This is a genomic window from Alteribacter salitolerans (assembly GCF_016901055.1).
Classification (GTDB): domain Bacteria; phylum Bacillota; class Bacilli; order Bacillales; family Salisediminibacteriaceae; genus Alteribacter; species Alteribacter keqinensis.
In genome coordinates this window covers 491,683-507,756 of sequence record NZ_JAFEUX010000002.1, presented here as the reverse complement: position 1 = coordinate 507,756, position 16,074 = coordinate 491,683, and the positions used below count along the sequence as shown (strand labels likewise).

At 42.1% G+C, this 16,074-nt stretch carries 22 protein-coding genes and 1 pseudogene; 11 read left to right on the top strand and 12 right to left on the bottom strand.

What is annotated here, in order from left to right; all coding sequences use genetic code 11:
- The first annotated feature begins 4 nt into the window (after window positions 1–4).
- The 5 genes from JSY36_RS05690 (at window position 5) to JSY36_RS05670 (ending at window position 1,886) form a co-directional block, all read left to right on the top strand.
- Window positions 5–427, top strand: a complete 423-nt coding sequence (locus tag JSY36_RS05690; protein WP_205165618.1) for a GNAT family N-acetyltransferase — start codon at window positions 5–7, stop codon at window positions 425–427.
- A gap of 18 nt (window positions 428–445) precedes the next feature.
- Window positions 446–811, top strand: coding sequence for a YhfM domain-containing protein (locus tag JSY36_RS05685; RefSeq protein ID WP_205165617.1), 366 nt, complete (start codon window positions 446–448; stop codon window positions 809–811).
- A 91-nt stretch (window positions 812–902) separates the two neighbouring features.
- Complete coding sequence (locus JSY36_RS05680; protein WP_122900978.1) at window positions 903–1,115, top strand: hypothetical protein; 213 nt, start codon at window positions 903–905, stop codon at window positions 1,113–1,115.
- Window positions 1,116–1,432: 317 nt separating this feature from the next.
- Window positions 1,433–1,642 carry a hypothetical protein gene (locus JSY36_RS05675; RefSeq protein ID WP_122900976.1) on the top strand — a complete coding sequence of 70 codons (210 nt, stop codon included), beginning with the start codon at window positions 1,433–1,435 and terminating at the stop codon, window positions 1,640–1,642.
- Window positions 1,643–1,667: 25 nt separating this feature from the next.
- The gene (locus tag JSY36_RS05670) at window positions 1,668–1,886 is read left to right on the top strand and encodes a hypothetical protein (protein WP_122900974.1); all 219 of its coding nucleotides are present in this window, start codon (window positions 1,668–1,670) and stop codon (window positions 1,884–1,886) included.
- 110 nt (window positions 1,887–1,996) lie between these two features.
- Here JSY36_RS05670 and JSY36_RS05665 read toward each other — a convergent pair whose 3' ends face one another.
- Complete coding sequence (locus JSY36_RS05665; protein ID WP_205165616.1) at window positions 1,997–2,662, bottom strand: hypothetical protein; 666 nt, start codon at window positions 2,660–2,662, stop codon at window positions 1,997–1,999.
- A gap of 126 nt (window positions 2,663–2,788) precedes the next feature.
- On the opposite strand from JSY36_RS05665, the gene JSY36_RS05660 reads away from it, so the two are divergent.
- The gene (locus JSY36_RS05660; protein WP_205165615.1) at window positions 2,789–3,043 is read left to right on the top strand and encodes a hypothetical protein; all 255 of its coding nucleotides are present in this window, start codon (window positions 2,789–2,791) and stop codon (window positions 3,041–3,043) included.
- 106 nt (window positions 3,044–3,149) lie between these two features.
- On the opposite strand, the gene JSY36_RS05655 is transcribed toward JSY36_RS05660, so the two are convergent.
- Window positions 3,150–4,211 (bottom strand): sulfite oxidase, encoded by a 1,062-nt coding sequence (locus JSY36_RS05655; protein ID WP_205165614.1) that lies wholly within the window; start codon window positions 4,209–4,211, stop codon window positions 3,150–3,152.
- A gap of 28 nt (window positions 4,212–4,239) precedes the next feature.
- On the opposite strand from JSY36_RS05655, the gene JSY36_RS05650 reads away from it, so the two are divergent.
- Together JSY36_RS05650 and JSY36_RS05645 are read left to right on the top strand one after the other, a co-directional pair.
- On the top strand, window positions 4,240–4,461 hold the full coding sequence (locus JSY36_RS05650; RefSeq protein WP_336511451.1) for an FtsW/RodA/SpoVE family cell cycle protein: 222 nt from the start codon (window positions 4,240–4,242) through the stop codon (window positions 4,459–4,461).
- A gap of 274 nt (window positions 4,462–4,735) precedes the next feature.
- A complete protein-coding gene (locus tag JSY36_RS05645) occupies window positions 4,736–6,067 on the top strand; it encodes a short-chain fatty acid transporter (RefSeq protein WP_205165613.1) in 1,332 nt (443 codons plus the stop codon).
- 239 nt (window positions 6,068–6,306) lie between these two features.
- Here JSY36_RS05645 and JSY36_RS05640 read toward each other — a convergent pair whose 3' ends face one another.
- From JSY36_RS05640 to JSY36_RS05630, 3 genes are all read right to left on the bottom strand, one after another.
- Window positions 6,307–6,834, bottom strand: a complete 528-nt coding sequence (locus tag JSY36_RS05640; protein ID WP_236784571.1) for a DUF5412 family protein — start codon at window positions 6,832–6,834, stop codon at window positions 6,307–6,309.
- Complete coding sequence (locus JSY36_RS05635) at window positions 6,831–7,205, bottom strand: hypothetical protein (protein ID WP_205165612.1); 375 nt, start codon at window positions 7,203–7,205, stop codon at window positions 6,831–6,833. Before JSY36_RS05635 ends, JSY36_RS05640 begins: the two co-directional genes overlap by 4 nt.
- A 68-nt stretch (window positions 7,206–7,273) precedes the next feature.
- Window positions 7,274–7,486, bottom strand: a complete 213-nt coding sequence (locus JSY36_RS05630) for a hypothetical protein (RefSeq protein WP_205165611.1) — start codon at window positions 7,484–7,486, stop codon at window positions 7,274–7,276.
- Window positions 7,487–7,745: 259 nt separating this feature from the next.
- On the opposite strand from JSY36_RS05630, the pseudogene JSY36_RS05625 reads away from it, so the two are divergent.
- Window positions 7,746–8,316 (top strand): annotated as a pseudogene (locus JSY36_RS05625) (GNAT family N-acetyltransferase).
- Window positions 8,313–8,534, top strand: a complete 222-nt coding sequence (locus tag JSY36_RS05620) for a hypothetical protein (RefSeq protein ID WP_205165610.1) — start codon at window positions 8,313–8,315, stop codon at window positions 8,532–8,534. The pseudogene JSY36_RS05625 and the gene JSY36_RS05620 overlap by 4 nt, the downstream one beginning before the upstream one ends.
- A 40-nt stretch (window positions 8,535–8,574) precedes the next feature.
- Here JSY36_RS05620 and hepT read toward each other — a convergent pair whose 3' ends face one another.
- The 6 genes from hepT to JSY36_RS05590 all read right to left on the bottom strand — a co-directional run bounded on the left by hepT (window position 8,575) and on the right by JSY36_RS05590 (window position 14,022).
- The gene (gene hepT / locus JSY36_RS05615; protein ID WP_205165609.1) at window positions 8,575–8,991 is read right to left on the bottom strand and encodes a type VII toxin-antitoxin system HepT family RNase toxin; all 417 of its coding nucleotides are present in this window, start codon (window positions 8,989–8,991) and stop codon (window positions 8,575–8,577) included.
- Complete coding sequence (mntA, locus tag JSY36_RS05610; RefSeq protein ID WP_205165608.1) at window positions 8,981–9,388, bottom strand: type VII toxin-antitoxin system MntA family adenylyltransferase antitoxin; 408 nt, start codon at window positions 9,386–9,388, stop codon at window positions 8,981–8,983. The genes hepT and mntA overlap by 11 nt, the downstream gene beginning before the upstream one ends.
- A gap of 355 nt (window positions 9,389–9,743) precedes the next feature.
- Entirely contained in the window at window positions 9,744–10,832 is a 1,089-nt protein-coding gene (locus tag JSY36_RS05605; RefSeq protein ID WP_205165607.1) for a hypothetical protein, read from the bottom strand.
- Between the two features lie 571 nt (window positions 10,833–11,403).
- A complete protein-coding gene (locus JSY36_RS05600) occupies window positions 11,404–11,652 on the bottom strand; it encodes a hypothetical protein (RefSeq protein WP_205165606.1) in 249 nt (82 codons plus the stop codon).
- Between the two features lie 93 nt (window positions 11,653–11,745).
- Window positions 11,746–12,105 (bottom strand): DUF2750 domain-containing protein, encoded by a 360-nt coding sequence (locus JSY36_RS05595; RefSeq protein WP_205165605.1) that lies wholly within the window; start codon window positions 12,103–12,105, stop codon window positions 11,746–11,748.
- A gap of 123 nt (window positions 12,106–12,228) precedes the next feature.
- The gene (locus JSY36_RS05590; RefSeq protein ID WP_205165604.1) at window positions 12,229–14,022 is read right to left on the bottom strand and encodes an ABC transporter substrate-binding protein; all 1,794 of its coding nucleotides are present in this window, start codon (window positions 14,020–14,022) and stop codon (window positions 12,229–12,231) included.
- Between the two features lie 143 nt (window positions 14,023–14,165).
- Here JSY36_RS05590 and JSY36_RS05585 point away from each other — a divergent pair, with 143 nt between their 5' ends.
- A complete protein-coding gene (locus JSY36_RS05585; RefSeq protein ID WP_205165603.1) occupies window positions 14,166–15,077 on the top strand; it encodes a DMT family transporter in 912 nt (303 codons plus the stop codon).
- Between the two features lie 310 nt (window positions 15,078–15,387).
- On the opposite strand, the gene JSY36_RS05580 is transcribed toward JSY36_RS05585, so the two are convergent.
- Entirely contained in the window at window positions 15,388–15,924 is a 537-nt protein-coding gene (locus JSY36_RS05580; RefSeq protein WP_205165602.1) for a GNAT family N-acetyltransferase, read from the bottom strand.
- Window positions 15,925–16,074: the final 150 nt, after the last annotated feature.

Sequence of the window (16,074 nt, the reverse complement as noted above, 5' to 3'; positions counted from 1 at the left end):
AAACATGGAGATAACCATTACAAAAACAGAAGACAAAGAAGACATTAAACATGTGAATGATCAGCTTTTTTACTATAACCTGGCCCACTTCCCAAAGGATTTAAGAGACCGGTATGAGCAGATCAACCTGGTGCTTAAAGACGAATACGGGAATGTAAAGGGCGGGATTTTAGCAGCCGTGTGCTGGAACTGGCTGGAGATCGATACACTCATTGTGGACACTGAACTGCGAAAATCCGGATACGGGACGCAGCTTTTGCAGGAAATGGAGCAGATCGCTTTGGAGAGAAGCTGTGATTTCATCAAAGTGGATACGCTCAGCTTCCAGGCACTCGGCTTTTATGAAAAACACGGCTACCGCGTGTTTGGAAAGATCGACGGCGTGGGCCGGGACTTTACGCACTATTATTTGAAAAAAGAGCTGTAGAAAAAGGGGCGGTTTTCATTGAAAAAGCCAATGTTTCTTTTATTTGCTCTGCTCCTGTCTGCCTGCTCTGCCAATGTGGTTGAAGTCACCCTTTACGAGATGAACAGCTTCAGCGATGTGAATGAAGATTCCGCCCTGGTGGTTACAGATGATGACGACATCGCCATCTTCACGAAGGCGGTGAACGGGGCTAAAAAACAGAGGGGGGTTGTGGATATGGATGATCCTCATTTTAAGGTGGAGATTGGGGAGGAGGCCTATTTCCTGTGGACGGGTACGGAGCATGGGACGGTTATGAACACGGATGAGACCCATACGATTTACTCACTATCGCCTCGTGCAGCGGGCCAGGTGAACGACTGGATCCGCGTTCACAGGGATTGAGCGGGCTGTCTGCGGGGAGCTCCTCTGTCAGAAGACCTTTCCGTGTGGTAGGATGGGAGGTAGTATTTTTACTGAACAGGAGAGGATTCATTTGGAACCCCGCATCACGCTGGCCCTTTTATCGTTCGCTTTTCTCGTACTGGGCGGACTGCAGTTTTTCTGGCTTAACAAGCAGTATCAAAACATGGACACCGACAACGAGACACAGCACAAACTTGCCCGTAAATCTGTGAACAGAATTAAAATCGGCATTGCTTCCATCGGCTTCGGCACCCTTTTTGCGGCCATGGCGATTTTACTGTAAGGTTACGTCCCCGTCCGCAGGCGGCGGGGGGTGGATATCGACCACATTATAGGGGTTTTTTTTGCGCTTAGCTGTAGCTTTTTACACTTTCACACGGAGTTTTTACGCTTAGAAGCCGCCTTTTTACACTTTGACGTGCGGTTTTTACGCTTAGCCGATGCCTTTTTACACTTAGCTGTGTTTTTACGCTTCGTTTCCCTTCTATCAACCAACAAGGATAAAAATGGGTATTTATGTTAAACTGGTAAATAGAATCCAAGGCCCGGAAAAGACGCTGGCCTGGACAATAAACTCAATTCATTCGGAGGCGGTCATTTATGAAAATAGGCATCCGAAAACCTAGTATCAAGAAGTCTCTCAAGGCCCGCACGACCGGAAGAGCAAAACGGGCCGTGAAGAGCACAGTCTCACCCGGCTACGGCAAAAAGGGCATGGGATGGGTAAAGAGCCCGAAGAAAGCCGCTTACAACAAAGTTTACAAGAAGACGTCGTTCAGTCTTTTTAACCTGTTTAAGAAGTGGAAATAAGAGAGATCCAGATGGAGTGTGTGAATTGGGAAAATTGGCAGTAAAAACGACTGTCTATTCTTTTATACTTTCATTTGCACTGTTACTGGTATTTACAGACCGCTACTCCACAACCCCAGATGCAATGGGGGTATACTCGACATCCGTCCAACCGTATCCGGACTATTTTTTAACGATTGTAAGAAATGCTATGAAGATTTCATTTATTACTGTGCTCGCTGTTCTTGCCGCAAGAGTATATTAAGTGAGGAAAAAAAACTGCTCTGTCTTAAAACAGAGCGGGTTTTTTTCTGTTTGAATCCCGATTTTCCGCGGTTATAACTCTTCTGTATCTGAGCCGTCAACTAGTATCTTTTATTTAAAAACCTCCACATCTTCACCCAGCAGACTGTCCATGTCAAACAGCGATTCATCATAGTCCGGATCCAGGTCGAACTCCAGCACTTCAGCTAACACGTACGGATCACTTCCCTTGGTTTCTTCCCGAACAATATAAAACTCGTTCACCTCAAACCAGTAATCGAGGATCTCCTCCTCGTCAGAAAAGGTGAGGCGGTAAGCTTCAAAGCCGTTGACCTCTTCCACACCGGCCAGCTCTGCGCTGTCCGACTCCATCATCCGGCGAATGTCATCACTTCTTGTATGGATCGGTCCCTCTTCCCTTTCATGAATACTGGCCGTATCCGAGCCTTCTCTGTAAAAGAGCACGCCCCCGCTTTCCGTGTCCGTGACATAGTATTCCGTCGGTTCATTATCCTCCGTAATTTCCCTTCTCTCCATCACCTGACCGTCGCTTTGCTCAAACTGCCAGAACCTAAGCTCTCTCATTTCCGTTTCTTCTACACCGTTTACTTCTTCCCTCCGTTCAAGGGTCTGACGGTAATAAATGTCACCCTTGTTCTCATAGGTGGCCAATGCCTGTTCCAGGATATCCTCCGGGCTGAGATTCTCCGGTTCGGTCTCTTCTCCGCAGGCTGCAAGGAACAGGATCGGGGTAAAAAACAATGCTGTTTTCTTCATCGAAAGTCCCCTTTCCATATGGAATACTTTTCCTTATAAAGAGGAAGTACAAACCCATAAATGTACGGAAACGCTGTCCCTCTGGTAAAATAAAGGTATCTTACTTCTTACAGCGGCATGGCCACGGTGGATACAAAGCTCGGGCAGATAACCATGAACGGCTACGAGGCGAAAGGGCACTTTGTTCTTCCGGCGTCTGATTGGACCGGGGAATACTATGAGCCTCTTCAAGCCAGTCTGGAGAAGATGAAAAGGAAGTACGAACACAACACCGGAGCACAGCAGGTGATCGGAATGATTGAGAGTGAGATTAGCCTGTATGACAAGCACGGTGGGGAATACAGCTACGTTTTTTTTGCGATGGAAAGGAAATGGATTTAATTGAAGGTGTCTCCCGGGCTCGGGAGGCACTTCTTTTGTGTTTCAGGGTAAACGGGGTCTGGTACATAGATATGGGACAGACGGAAAAGTCCGCCTGCCCCCTTGTTTATTCAACCTTCACCTTTACTTTATCAACGGCATTATAGCCGTATCCTTTGCGGTTCCATAACGGACTGGACGGCTGGACCTGCTCCGATGCGTCCGTTGATTTACTCAGAATGGTAAATTCGCCGGGATGAGATGCTTCCCATTCGTAAGACCAGCGTATCCAGTGGTAGCCGTTCTCACCGTCATTATCAAGTTCGGCTTCTGCCCACGAAGTTCCATTATCCACGCTGATATCAACTTTTACTATCTCCTCACTTCCGCTCCAGGCGATACCCTCGATAACATGGATTCCTCTTGAAAGGATATCTCTGTCTGTGGGATGGAGGATCGAACTGTTCACATTCATTGCCGTGACCGGGAAGGCACCTGCGTCACTGTCTTTTTCGGGGTAATATACATAATCTTTTGTTTGAAAAGGACCGGTAAATGGTTTGGCTGAAACCTCGATTTGTTTGATCCATTTTACGGAGGCCATGCCATACCAGCCCGGTACGATCAGCCTCAGGGGAAAGCCGTGTTTAAAAGGTATCGGTCTGTCGTTGTATGCATAGGCAACAAGGGTGTCGGGGTGCATCGCTTTTTCCAGGGGGAGGCTTCTCGTATACGAAACCTCCTGGGCTGAATCATTTCTTTTTCCTCTGTCACAGCCTTCCACCACGACTTCAACCGACCCTTCCTGAATGCCTGCCATCTCAAGAAGTATCCGCAGTTGAACGCCCCGCCAGTTTCCCTGGCTCATTGCTCCTTTTTCCCACTGCTCGCCAAAGACTTTCGGCTCAAACAGGCTGCGTTTATTTCCGGCGCACTCCAATAAGGCAGGTACAGTGACAGAAGGCAGATCGTATAATTCCTTTAAAGAAATCCACATCGGTCTTTCCACGTTACCCCGGATTGGAATCCAGTAGTTGAAAGACAAAAGATTGGGATAGGGAAAATGATTTCTTCTGAAATGATAACGGGCAGATGTGATCCCAGGTTCGATAAAGTGAATCGGACTTTCCTGATTTTCAGGGACAAGCCCGCGGGTCGTGAGGTAAGGCCTTGCAAATGGATAGGGCATAATGACCTCCTGATAAATGAAGTAGCCTATCAAAAGATTATGTAGCGTAAGCCCGTCAGAATACCTCTTCATCCGTGTTGCTTGTGTTTATCAGGTTGGCGTGGCTCCGATTATGGGCGTCTCCCTTCCCTTTATAAGCTATGGCGGGAGCATACTGTTCTTTTATTCTGCCATTCTTGGGCTGACCCTGAATGTCTACAGGAGAAAGGATATCGTGGAGCCGACAATTGGAACGGAAGTTAAGGTGTAGAAAAAGGGATGACTTCCCCGGTTTTTAAGGATCAACGTAAAAAGGCACGGAGATTTCCGTGCCTTTAACTTTGTACTTTTGGCCTGTTTGAGATCGGGTGCTTTTTTTATTGCAGGGGATACGCTCTTTTTGTCGAATAGGAGGTAGAAGGGGGGAATGAGTGACCTTTAATGTAAACCTGCGCGGTAAAAATTCGCAATATTTTTACATGTGCAGATTAGGCCTGCAGGAACCCGTGGGACTCATTTTTTTAACAGAAAGGTTGTGACATAAAATGAATGCGCTTACAAATTTTACGACCCGGATGATGCAGCGGTATCTTCCGGACCCGTTTTTATTCGTGATAGTATTGACCTTCGTTGTTTTCGGACTGGGGCTGATTCTGACACCGAGTACGCCTATGGATATGGTGGCTCACTGGGGCGGGGGATTCTGGGATCTGCTTGAATTTGCCATGCAGATGGTGCTGATCCTCGTCACCGGGTATGTTCTTGCATCGAGTCCGTTCTTTAAGCGGATCCTTCAAAAGCTGGCGGGGCTTGCAAAGTCTCCCGGCCAGGCGATTGTCATCGTCACCCTCGTTTCACTGATGGCAAGCTGGATCAACTGGGGCTTCGGTCTTGTGATCGGGGCGCTGTTTGCAAAGGAGCTGGCCAAAAAGGTCACTACCGTGGACTACCGTCTTCTGATCGCCAGTGCGTACAGCGGATTTATTGTCTGGCACGGGGGACTTGCGGGTTCTGTTCCGCTTACGGTTGCCACAAGCGGGAACTTTACGGAGGATCTGATCGGGCTGATCCCGACAACCGAAACGATCTTTGCCCCCTTTAACCTTGCTATTGTAGCGGCCCTGTTTATTACCGTGCCGATTCTCAACAGGCTGATGATGGATCAGAAAAAAGCGGTAAACGTGGATCCGGCACTTTTGGAAGACGACGAAACAGCCGCGACGGTCGACGGTGACCTGCTTGGTTCCGATGAGCTGACACCGGCGAAACGTCTGGAGCGAAGCCGGCTCGTTTCTCTTGTGACGGGGATCTTGGGAATTATCTTCCTCATTTATTACCTGGTGCAAAACGGATTTGACCTGAACCTGAATATCGTCAACTTCCTGTTTCTCTTCCTCGGTATTCTGCTGCACGGAACACCGCAGAATTTCCTGAACAGTGTGGCCAGCGCCGTTAAAAATGCTGGCGGCATCATTATTCAGTTTCCGTTCTACGCAGGCATCATGGGGATGATGGTGGCATCAGGGCTTGCGGCAGATGTCTCACAGTGGTTTGTGAGCATTTCCAACGAGACCACTTTTCCTCTGTTTGCGTTTATGAGTGCGGGGATTGTAAACTTCTTCGTCCCTTCAGGTGGAGGCCAGTGGGCAGTCCAGGGACCGATTATGCTTACAGCCGGTGGTGAACTCGGCGTCGACGCTGCGAAAACAGCGATGGCCGTTGCGTGGGGAGATGCATGGACGAACATGATTCAGCCGTTCTGGGCGCTTCCAGCACTTGCTATTGCCGGTCTGAAAGCCCGGGACATCATGGGCTTTTGTGTGATCGTTCTTTTCCTGAGCGGCATCATTATCGGCCTCGGGCTTGTATTGCTGTAAATGACGGAGGAGGACTAATTAAGCAATTGAATAGAATAAAAATAACCCAGTCAGCTTTGACTGGGTTATTTTCGGATAAAATTCCTGCGCTTTTTCCACGTCAACAATCCGAAAGACCGGCGTGATCATCCTCTCGCAATCCTCGGCTTGCTTAAGAAAGCGGCGAGAAAGAGGAACACCAGGCCTGCTTTAAAAAACAGTTTCATCCTAAACATCACCTTTCACACAAAGACTTTTTATCACGAGTCCGGGTACGTCTCGCCTTTTTCCAGATCCAGCGTGCGGCCGTTAATGGTAACGGTATGATCATCGAGCCACTCCACGTCCGCTTTGTCCATCCGGTATTCGTTATAGATGGTTTTGTTGAACCAAAGGGGACCGTCATTCTTCCCGATCACCCCAAAGGCCGTCGTTGCTCCCCCGTTTGTGAGGTAAAAATTAATCGTATACTTTTCATCGGGCGAATGCTCGGTCTTCATTAATTCCTCCGATATGAAAAGAAACCGGAGTACCCCCAGGAAAAGAACAATGCACAATAAGGAAGAAAGGGTCACCGTGGTCCAGTTTCTGACTTTTGCCACGTGGTCGGGTTTATAGTTGAAGCCAAATATTCCGAGAACCAGGGAAGCAGCCGCAAAAAGCCAGAGAACAATCGCCGGCGGGGAGATGGTCCACGTGTGATTCGTCATGGCATAAATAAGCTGAAGGGTGAAAAGGAAACAGATCATGCACACGTAAAATCCCCCGAAATGATAGTATCTCGTCATACCTGCAATCCCTTTTTCGTTACGAGAGCACCCCAGCGGGCAAGCCCCTGCACGGCGAAGTAAAAGGAAGCTGAGAGAAAAATCGTCCAGGTCGGGCCAAACGGTTTAAACCAGTAGGCATGCTCCTCGGCAACCAGCCCCTGGGCCAAAAGGACATGACTCAAAAGCAGGGAGAGGTTCACAATTAGAAACAAGCGTAGTGAAACCCTGGCGGAAACAATGCCGATCACGACCGCAACACCGATATGAATCACAAACGGCGCACCGCCGAGCGACAAGGGCAGTTCTCCGTAGAAACGGTTGTAATACTCTATGTAACTGATCAGAAACGGCACATGTAAAAGAGACAAAACAACAAACAGTGTACGCATAAAACCTCCATCATTTTTTGACACTTACAGTCCGGCACAGGTGGAAGATTTGGATAACAACTATTCTATCACTTCCGCTTCTTCCGCTCCCTCGAACAGAATATCGTGATTTTTGTGATGCTCTGTTCATAGGAGAACTCTCTTTGCCCTACAATGTAGCCCCAGCCATCCACGAGAAGTGTGTCCCCCTCAGCCGGCACAAACATAAAGCCGGCGGACTTTACAGGCTCAGGGAAAATCTCCTTTTTTTCTCCAAGATCATAGTATCGTAATTCCGTCATTTATCCTCACCTCTGGTAATGAATACGAGGGAGTCGGAACAAAGGTTTCACACATAGCAGGGGTTTCCCAGTTATTTGGATGAGGATCTGGTTATCTTTACACAAATCCGGCATATATTCATATTCATCCGCATTAAATCCACCCAAAATCCGCATAACTTTACACAAAGCCTCAAAAACAGCCAGCTGCCCTCATCCTCCCGGGAAAAAGTTGATTACAATATGTTAAAATTAACCACAAATACCCGTAAGGGAGAGGATGCCCGTGTTCCTGGAATCATCGAGATTAAAACTGAGAAAAATGACATTAGAGGATACAGAACGTTACCACAGCTGGCGAAATGACCTGGAAGTGATGCGCTCCACCAGCCCCAGCCTTGATACATATACGCTTGAAGAAACGAGAGACTTCATCCAGTTTGTTATTCTTGGAACTCCCAGTTCCAAGAGTTATATTATTGTAGAAAAAGAGTCGGACACCCCGATCGGTGTGACCTCTCTTATCAATATTGATTACAAAAACCGCAATGCCGAGTGCATTATCGACCTGGGAGAAAAACGTTCCTGGGGAAAGGGCTACGGTAAGCCTCCTGATGGAATACGCGTTCCTTAAAATGAACCTGCATCGGCTGTCCCTGAAGGTATATTCCTTCAACACGAAGGCGATCAACCTGTACAATAATCTGGGCTTTTACCAGGAGGGGGTATCGCGCCAGGCGCTTTACAGAAATGGCGCGTGGCATGACGTGATCCATATGGGGATTTTGCAGAATGAATACCGGGCGGACGATACGACCCAACTCTCAGCGTCATGGGGTGAAAAGAAATGACCTTTGGTATCGTGCTCACCGGCGCCTTAGGTGTACTCCTGTTTGTCTGTGGGATAATCAAAAAATCACAAATGACTGCCTTTTTCAGTAGCAACGCAGCGTTACTGGCCGTCCTGTACTTAAGCGGTCTCTCTTTCTGGATGACACTCCTGCCCCTCGTCCCGGCAGTTGCCGTATCTTTATCCTTTCTGGCAAAAAAGAAGGCTGCTCACGGCTGAAAAAAAGACCCCGCAGAGGGTCTTTTTTCAGTATGTCTATTTACTCCCCTTCATCTGCCTTAAGGATGGATTCTGTGTAACTTTGAAAATCCTGCAGGTGATTTTCGAGGATTTTTTGGAGGATCACGAGGTTCAGTTCCTGATAATCGTGGACGGCAATATTTCTAAAGCCGACCATTGCCTTCATCTGATTACTTAATGAAGGAGCAAGAAAACCATCCTTCTCCAGTATGGAAAAAGCGTCTCTGCTCGTCTGGGGAAGACCTAATTTCTTTTCCGAAACCATGTGCATGGCCAGGTCAATACTCGCTTCACAAGCCCTCTGGAGATTAAGCACAATGGAGTCCTGCTTTGTGAAATTCTTCAGATTATCCGGTTTTTGATCGTATTCTTCCTTAATACGTTTTAAGCACCGCTCAATCAGACTGATTTTATTTAACACCACATCACTTCTCATAAACAGTCCCCCTTTCCCTAACCCCCTTTAGAATTACGGCTCTCTCTTCATTCAGCTTTGCGTACATTTTAAGAGCGAGAAGTTCGAATCGGTGCTTTTTATCTTTATCCACACAATAGATCACCTTGCCTGTATGCACAACCTGTGCCTGAAAGACAGTGCTTGCTTTTTTCAAATTTACGAGGTCCACTTCCTGATTAAGAACAGACGCCAGCTTCTGTCCGGTCATAAAGACCTTGTATTCATCCAGGTCCGTAACGTCACTCACATACGCAACGTCAAGGTCACTCCCTTTATGCGCCGTTCCTTTGGCATTGGAGCCGAACAAATAAATAATAAATGGAGATACGTCTTCTTTTAGTATATTAATAACTGTCTCTTCCACAGGTTTGCTCACACTAAAAACCTCCATCCATTTCCTCTTATTCGTTATTTACGTAGTATGGCCTTATTATACTACAGTTCTTTACCCTCTCCGGCCTGCTCCTTCTTCCTTCTGCAGCAGAAAGCATGTCTCTTAGCCTCTCCCTTCAACGGTTCTTTCTCTATGAAATAAACAATTGGAAATTATTGAAAAACCAACCGCTTGGTGGAGATTGTGATCAATCCTGAAGAATAAAGCGGAAAGAAATGATACGGCGAATATTCCTGGGATGCTTCTGAGCTGCAAAACAGGAAAACACAACTGCATTTAAAAAAGGGACGAAGAATGTGCTCTTCGTCCCTTTTATTACTATTTGCTTTTACACAATTTATTGACCTACCAATGGGTAAGTAATGATTTCTTCCTTTGTATCATTGATTAAACGGACTTCCGAAGCATGAAAATCAAGTGCAGCGAGCTGCATCGCTCTCTCAAACACAATCAGATCCGCTTCCGTTACGACTTCTTCCTCCACCGTGTATTGAACTGCAGCAATCCCGTTCTCCATCGATGAGTTGACGATTTCCATTCCCTCTGCAATTACAGAAGAATAAAACGCGTCTTCACGATTTACCGAATGCATCGCCTCCACCGTCTCCGGAAAGGATAAAGGCTCACCCATATCATCCTCCACTTGTTCCTCCAACTCTCCGCCCGCCAGAAACAAAGTCTCCTCTAACTCTTTATCGTAGAATCCATAATAGCCGCGGGTCAGCCCTCTTTCGTTTTGAACACTGACAGGCTCATCAATGCCCCGTTCAGCCACAATGATGTCATTTTCTCCCTCTGGATTAAAAAATAACACTTCTTCAATCCCATACAAATCACTAATGCCAAACAGCGAGTCGTAAAACAAGACCGATTGGGCGGAAGTGGCTGATAATTCATTTCCGTCTTCCTTGAAATGTAAATGAAGTTCCGGCCACTCTACAGCAATATCAGCGTATGAGCTAAGAATGTCTTGTTCAGAAAGATCACCATCGATAAGAGACCTCTCTATACTATCTACATGAGACAGTTGTTGATCTTCATCACGTTTAATTGAAAACGCAGTATAAAATTGAACGATGTCATCAACTTCTGCTTCTATATATTGCGAACCAATCAAGTAAGCAGGAGTCTCTTGCGTTCCAGCATAAGTATCAGAATCATTCTCGTCAGCTTCATCCATAGAATTTTCTTCTGTATTTTCTTTGTTGCCACTCTCATCAGAGTCAGTTAAAGACTCTTCTCCCGTATTATCATTACTGCCATTTTCATCATCATTATCTTCAGTTTCTACTTCTTCATCTTCATCCAGCTCATTCCCATCTGCAGGGCTTGCTTCCGCCGGCTCTGAATCATTCCCGGAATTTTGGCATCCAACGATGAGTAAAGCTGCAGAAATAATTCCACCTATTTCAGTGACTTTCTTCATTCGTAAAGCCTCCTTTTCTATTAATTTGTATACCCTTCCTGAATGAAGTCAAAAGATCAACGTTTTACTCCTATTTTATTTTCTTCTTGAACTGACTCAACACCCCATATATGTATGGTTCATAAAAAAAGACGCCTCTCTATAATGAAAAGCGTCCTTAGTCTCCTGGATTTTCTTTTAACATTGAATACTTTCCATAAGCTTTATAGAAACTTATACCGAAAAAAGTTAGTGAAACAGTTATTATTTTTTGCTTTTCACAAGCTGAATGAGCCATATAAAGCTATCCAAGGTAATATAGTTGACCACTCAATCGTATATACCATAATACCAAAAGCATTGTAACCCATTGAATATAAGATAATATATAGTACTACTAATCCAATTAATCCAGATACATAAAGCAAAATCTCTCCTCCTTATGTTGCTAACCCCACCTTTAGTTTAACAATTTTTTCCGGTTTGCAGGTGTAAAAAAAGAACTGCAATCATTGCAACTCGAGATATTTCTAACGCTCCCCTAAAATGCAATAAGAATAATGCTGAAGAAGTAGTATGTAAATTGAATTTTTCACATCTTCTTTGAGTGATTATTACCTTCATTTCCCCTTTTAAAATTTCCTGTTATCTTTGCCATTATTAATTGTCTATCCTTTTCGTTTTCAGCAGCGTTCATTTTTCTTATAAATTTGTCTGCATCCTTCCCTTTTAGAATTTTCACCTGTTTACCTTCATAATCCAGAAAGACTGTATTGTCTTTATTGACTCGATAATTAAAAGGAGTTTGTCTTAAACGATTTCTTTTATCAATACTGCCCATTGATTTCCCCCTGTTATTTTCTTGTATTTTACTGCACTGTTGGTTGATTTCGAAAAGGGATTCCGTTACTGGACGATTCTCCCCTTGAATAAACTATTTCTCCAATTCTTTAAATAAATCATAAGGTTCTAATTCTAATCCAATTAACTTGACATTCCAGTTAACCCCAACTAACAAACCATCTTGATTCATTCCGTATAGCCAATTATTCATGAATTCTTCTAACGATAAGGATGTAGGCTTATAATGTGACCATTCTTCAGCTGCACATTGCCGTGCATATGCTTCATCTGACCAAAAAAGCATAACCTCTGTATCTTGATATTCGTGGGATTCACACACACACCATCCATCTTCACCCTTTAATCCCCAAACCGTTTTACTTTCTAATACTCTTCTTATAAAGCTTTCATATCTTCTTTTAGAATTTATAGTTAAGTCAAATTCCTTCATTAATAAACCTCCCCAATAAACCTCCCCGTTTGTTTAGCAGCAAGAGCTTATTGAGCTATCGCTCCCGTTAGCATAAGTACAACTCCTCACATACTTAGGGATGTTTCATTTTTTACAAATTATTTATTGGTACGACCCTAGTTTTTTTCTGTAAAACAAATCCTTGAAGGGAACCAATCCATTGGTACTTAGAGACACCCCCATTAAATTTTGATCATATAACGCTTTTTGGAAAGTCCAATACAAGGGAACAGCAATACAGCTTTTACATAATAATGCATCAATCTTAGTAAATACTTCTATTCTTTGTTGTATTTCTTCTTGTTGGAAAGCATTATTCAAAGTTCTTTGTATGGTCACTTTATTTTGTTGGTCAATAAGGTTATTTATGACTCCTGTTTGAGATTCGACCAAATTATAAAGCGATATTTCTTCTGATTCTTCGGTGACAAATTCTGAAAGAACTAGGTCAGCATTTTTAACATTATTTATAAAGGTGGAAAATGGAAAATGCTTGGTCTCAATTGTAATCCCATGTTTTTCACACTCTTTTTGTATCCATTTTACATCCTCTGAATGTGGTGAAAGATCATATGTCATTAGGGTTAATGGTTCTTTTATTTTATAATCATAGGGTTCACGATCATACTCTTCATCCTGAGAAGAAGAATGTTGTTTGATGAAGGAACTGGCAGGTTCATACCTTGGATAACCTAGATTCTTTACCATTTTCATTTTGTTTAGTATTGCTGACAGTTTTCTTCTCATGCCCTCATTCGTTCGTATTTTTTCTTTATTCATATTCCACATGAGATACTTTACAGATAATCTTCTTCTTTCAATATATTCTAGTTCATTATTATCTTTCATGGTTGTAAAAGGAATGTAAAAAATCGAATCCCGATTAATATCATCATTTATTTTAAGATACTTTTCGATAGATGGCAGTATAAAAATATCAATCTCATCAATGTGTGCTCGTTCTTGAAAATAGTCATGATGGACTGAGAGTTTAAGAAAATTTGATTCGTGTTCTTTAATTCTGTAAGGACCTGTCCCTATGGGGAGTTTAGAAAACTCATCAATGGACTTGTTAGCATAATTATTAGGTACAATTGAACATTTCGGTGAAGTTATAAGGAAGAGCCAGTGAAACAAACTCTTGGTAAAAGAAAACTGTACCACGTACTTCCCTATACATTTAATCGTGTCCAAATCTTTTACAATCCATTTAGATGGTGTTTTCTTTAACCTTTCAAAAGAAAACTTAATATCCTCTGCTGCAAGATGTTTTGAATGATGAAACGAAACCCCTTTTCTTAAATAGAATGTATATGTCTTTCCATCAGGATCTATCTCCCAATAATGAGAGAGACACGGTTCTATTTCCTTTTTTTCTTCGTTATATGTAACTAATGTATTAAATATTTGTTTTACTATATGTCTTTCTGTTTGCCTTTCCACTTGTGAGGGGTCTAAAGAATAAAGCGACCGAAAATATGGTATTTTTAAATACTCACTTTCGTCACCGTCATTTGGTGGTAACTTAGGATAAGTACCAAAGAGCTTATTAATAAACGTATTAATCAGTTGATGGCTTTCATTTAATTGGGGATCGTCCTCTAGAATAGAAATGAGTCTTTCAATATCTTCCGTTTTTGGAGAATATTTTTCATACTTCTCAAACATTTCTTCCAGCGATATTAAAAAAGTGATATTGGTTGTATTACCTCTTCCTTTTCCTCTAATAACCTTAATCCATTTTTCATCTTCCATTTTATTTAGGACATGAATAACATTACGCTCCGAACAAGCTAACTCTTTGCTAATTGCATGTCTTGTTACACTCGATTGAACCTCTCTCTTGATTTCTGCAAACGTAATAAAAAGTCTAATATAATATTCAATTAACCTCATTGGCGAACCTCCGATTTAAAAGGTGAAATAACTATTATTAATTTACACTTTTTATTCTCCTTTTATCAAATATAATCAAACATATGTAATCAAAGTATTTAATTTGACCTTTAAATAGCAAAAATGATCGGATGGTGGACATAATGAGTGAAATTAGAAAAGGGCATCTCTTTAATATGCTTTCCGTTTTAATGTTAGCAGTTGGGCCACTATTGTCGAAGTTTGGACTCCTGGAAACTTCGCCTTCTAAAGCTGCCTTAATAAATGTACTAACAATTATAACTGCCTGTGTATTATTAGGATTATTTACGAAAAATTATGTAAAATTTTATTTCGAAAAAAATATTATACTTTTAGCTCTATTTAACTCTTTAGGAATCATCTTTTTATTTCTAAGTATTGAGTTACTTTCACCAGTAGAGATTGGCTTTCTAGGAAGATTCTATACGGTGTTTGCAGTAATTTTATCTATGTTTTTTTTGAAAGAAAAGTTATCCAGAAAGGAATTGTTTTTCATTACTTTTGCTGTTCTTGGAACTTTTCTGTTTGTTGATACAGGTGGTGATTACACTAATAATTTAGTTGGTAGTCTATTTGCTCTTTTATATACATTCTTCTTTGCATTAACAAATATTTTTATTAAAAAAACGCTCTCTAAACAAAAGAGCTCTAACTCGATCATGTTCACTAATAACAGTATTTCATTGCTTATTATCATTATTTACACATTAATCATGGGGGAACTCTTTGATGGGAATTATTCATTTGAAGGAATTGGTTATTTAGTCTTATCAACACTTTTAGGAGGATTCCTTGGGACACTATTATTATACGAAGCATTAAAGTATTTACGATTTTCTATTGCTAATGTTACTAGAGCCTTTAGTCCATTGCTACTTGCAGTTATTTCTTATCCCTTCTTCCCAATTGAGATAACAGTTAGAAATACATTAGGTGCCATAATCTTGATACTCTCCATTCTCTTACTGTCCACAGGAGATAAGAAAGAAAAGGCAAATGAAAAAACCATAGTAACTTCTAATAGTGCAAAATAAAAGACACTTTAAAACAATAATTCTTAAAGGATGACAACCTCCTTGAGACGATTTAGTTTTTGTTAACCCCCCGGTAGTATCATAATGGACGCAACGGCTTCTTTCACTATTCCTCCCCCGCTTGTTTAAGTTTATTACTTCACAACCTCTTGGATGTACTTAATTTGAAAGTGCTCTGTTAATGAGATTATTCTTTCTTCGTATGTCACTGGCAATAGTGTTCAAAAGCAGTCTATAAACCTTCTGTTGCTTTAGCTTCGACCTATTTTTAATAGCTATTTAACTACACCATCACCATTGCGGGCTCAATTTATTGCATGCTGTTATCTAAGTCCGAAAGCAGCATTCCATATATAATGCTATCTGTCCATTCATCCTTATTCCAAAAATCCTGAATGAAATGGGCTTCTTTTCTCATCCCTATACGTTCACACAATTTTTGTGATGATTTATTTCTTGCATCAAGGTTGGCTTGTATACGATGCACATTAAACTCATCAAATAACTTCCTGACTAAACCACCCACTGCTTCTGATGCGTAACCCCTTCCTGAAAATTTGTCAGAAAAGCTATAGCCAATTTCAACAGTATCTTTCATATCTGTATACCACACAGATAAATCACCAATTACTTGAGTTTGGTTTACTACAGCCAAACTTAAAGTTGTATCTTTTGTGAGTACACTGTTTTCTAACTTTTTATTGAATTTTTCCTGCATATTTTCATATGTCCATTTATCATGCAAGAGATATTTACATGTATCCTCGTTATTGTAAATATGGAATACATCTTGCAAGTCGTCACTCCGATACGTCCTAATTGTTAATCTCTCAGTAAAAAATTCCAAAAAAACTCCTCCTTCGATTGCCTGTTAAGCTAAACTCCCCGTTAGTGTAAGAACAACCCTTCACAACCTCTACATTCAACATAAATTTATAATTACCTACCAGGTTTATTAAAATCAACATATTAAATTACATACCAATTAAAACAGCAA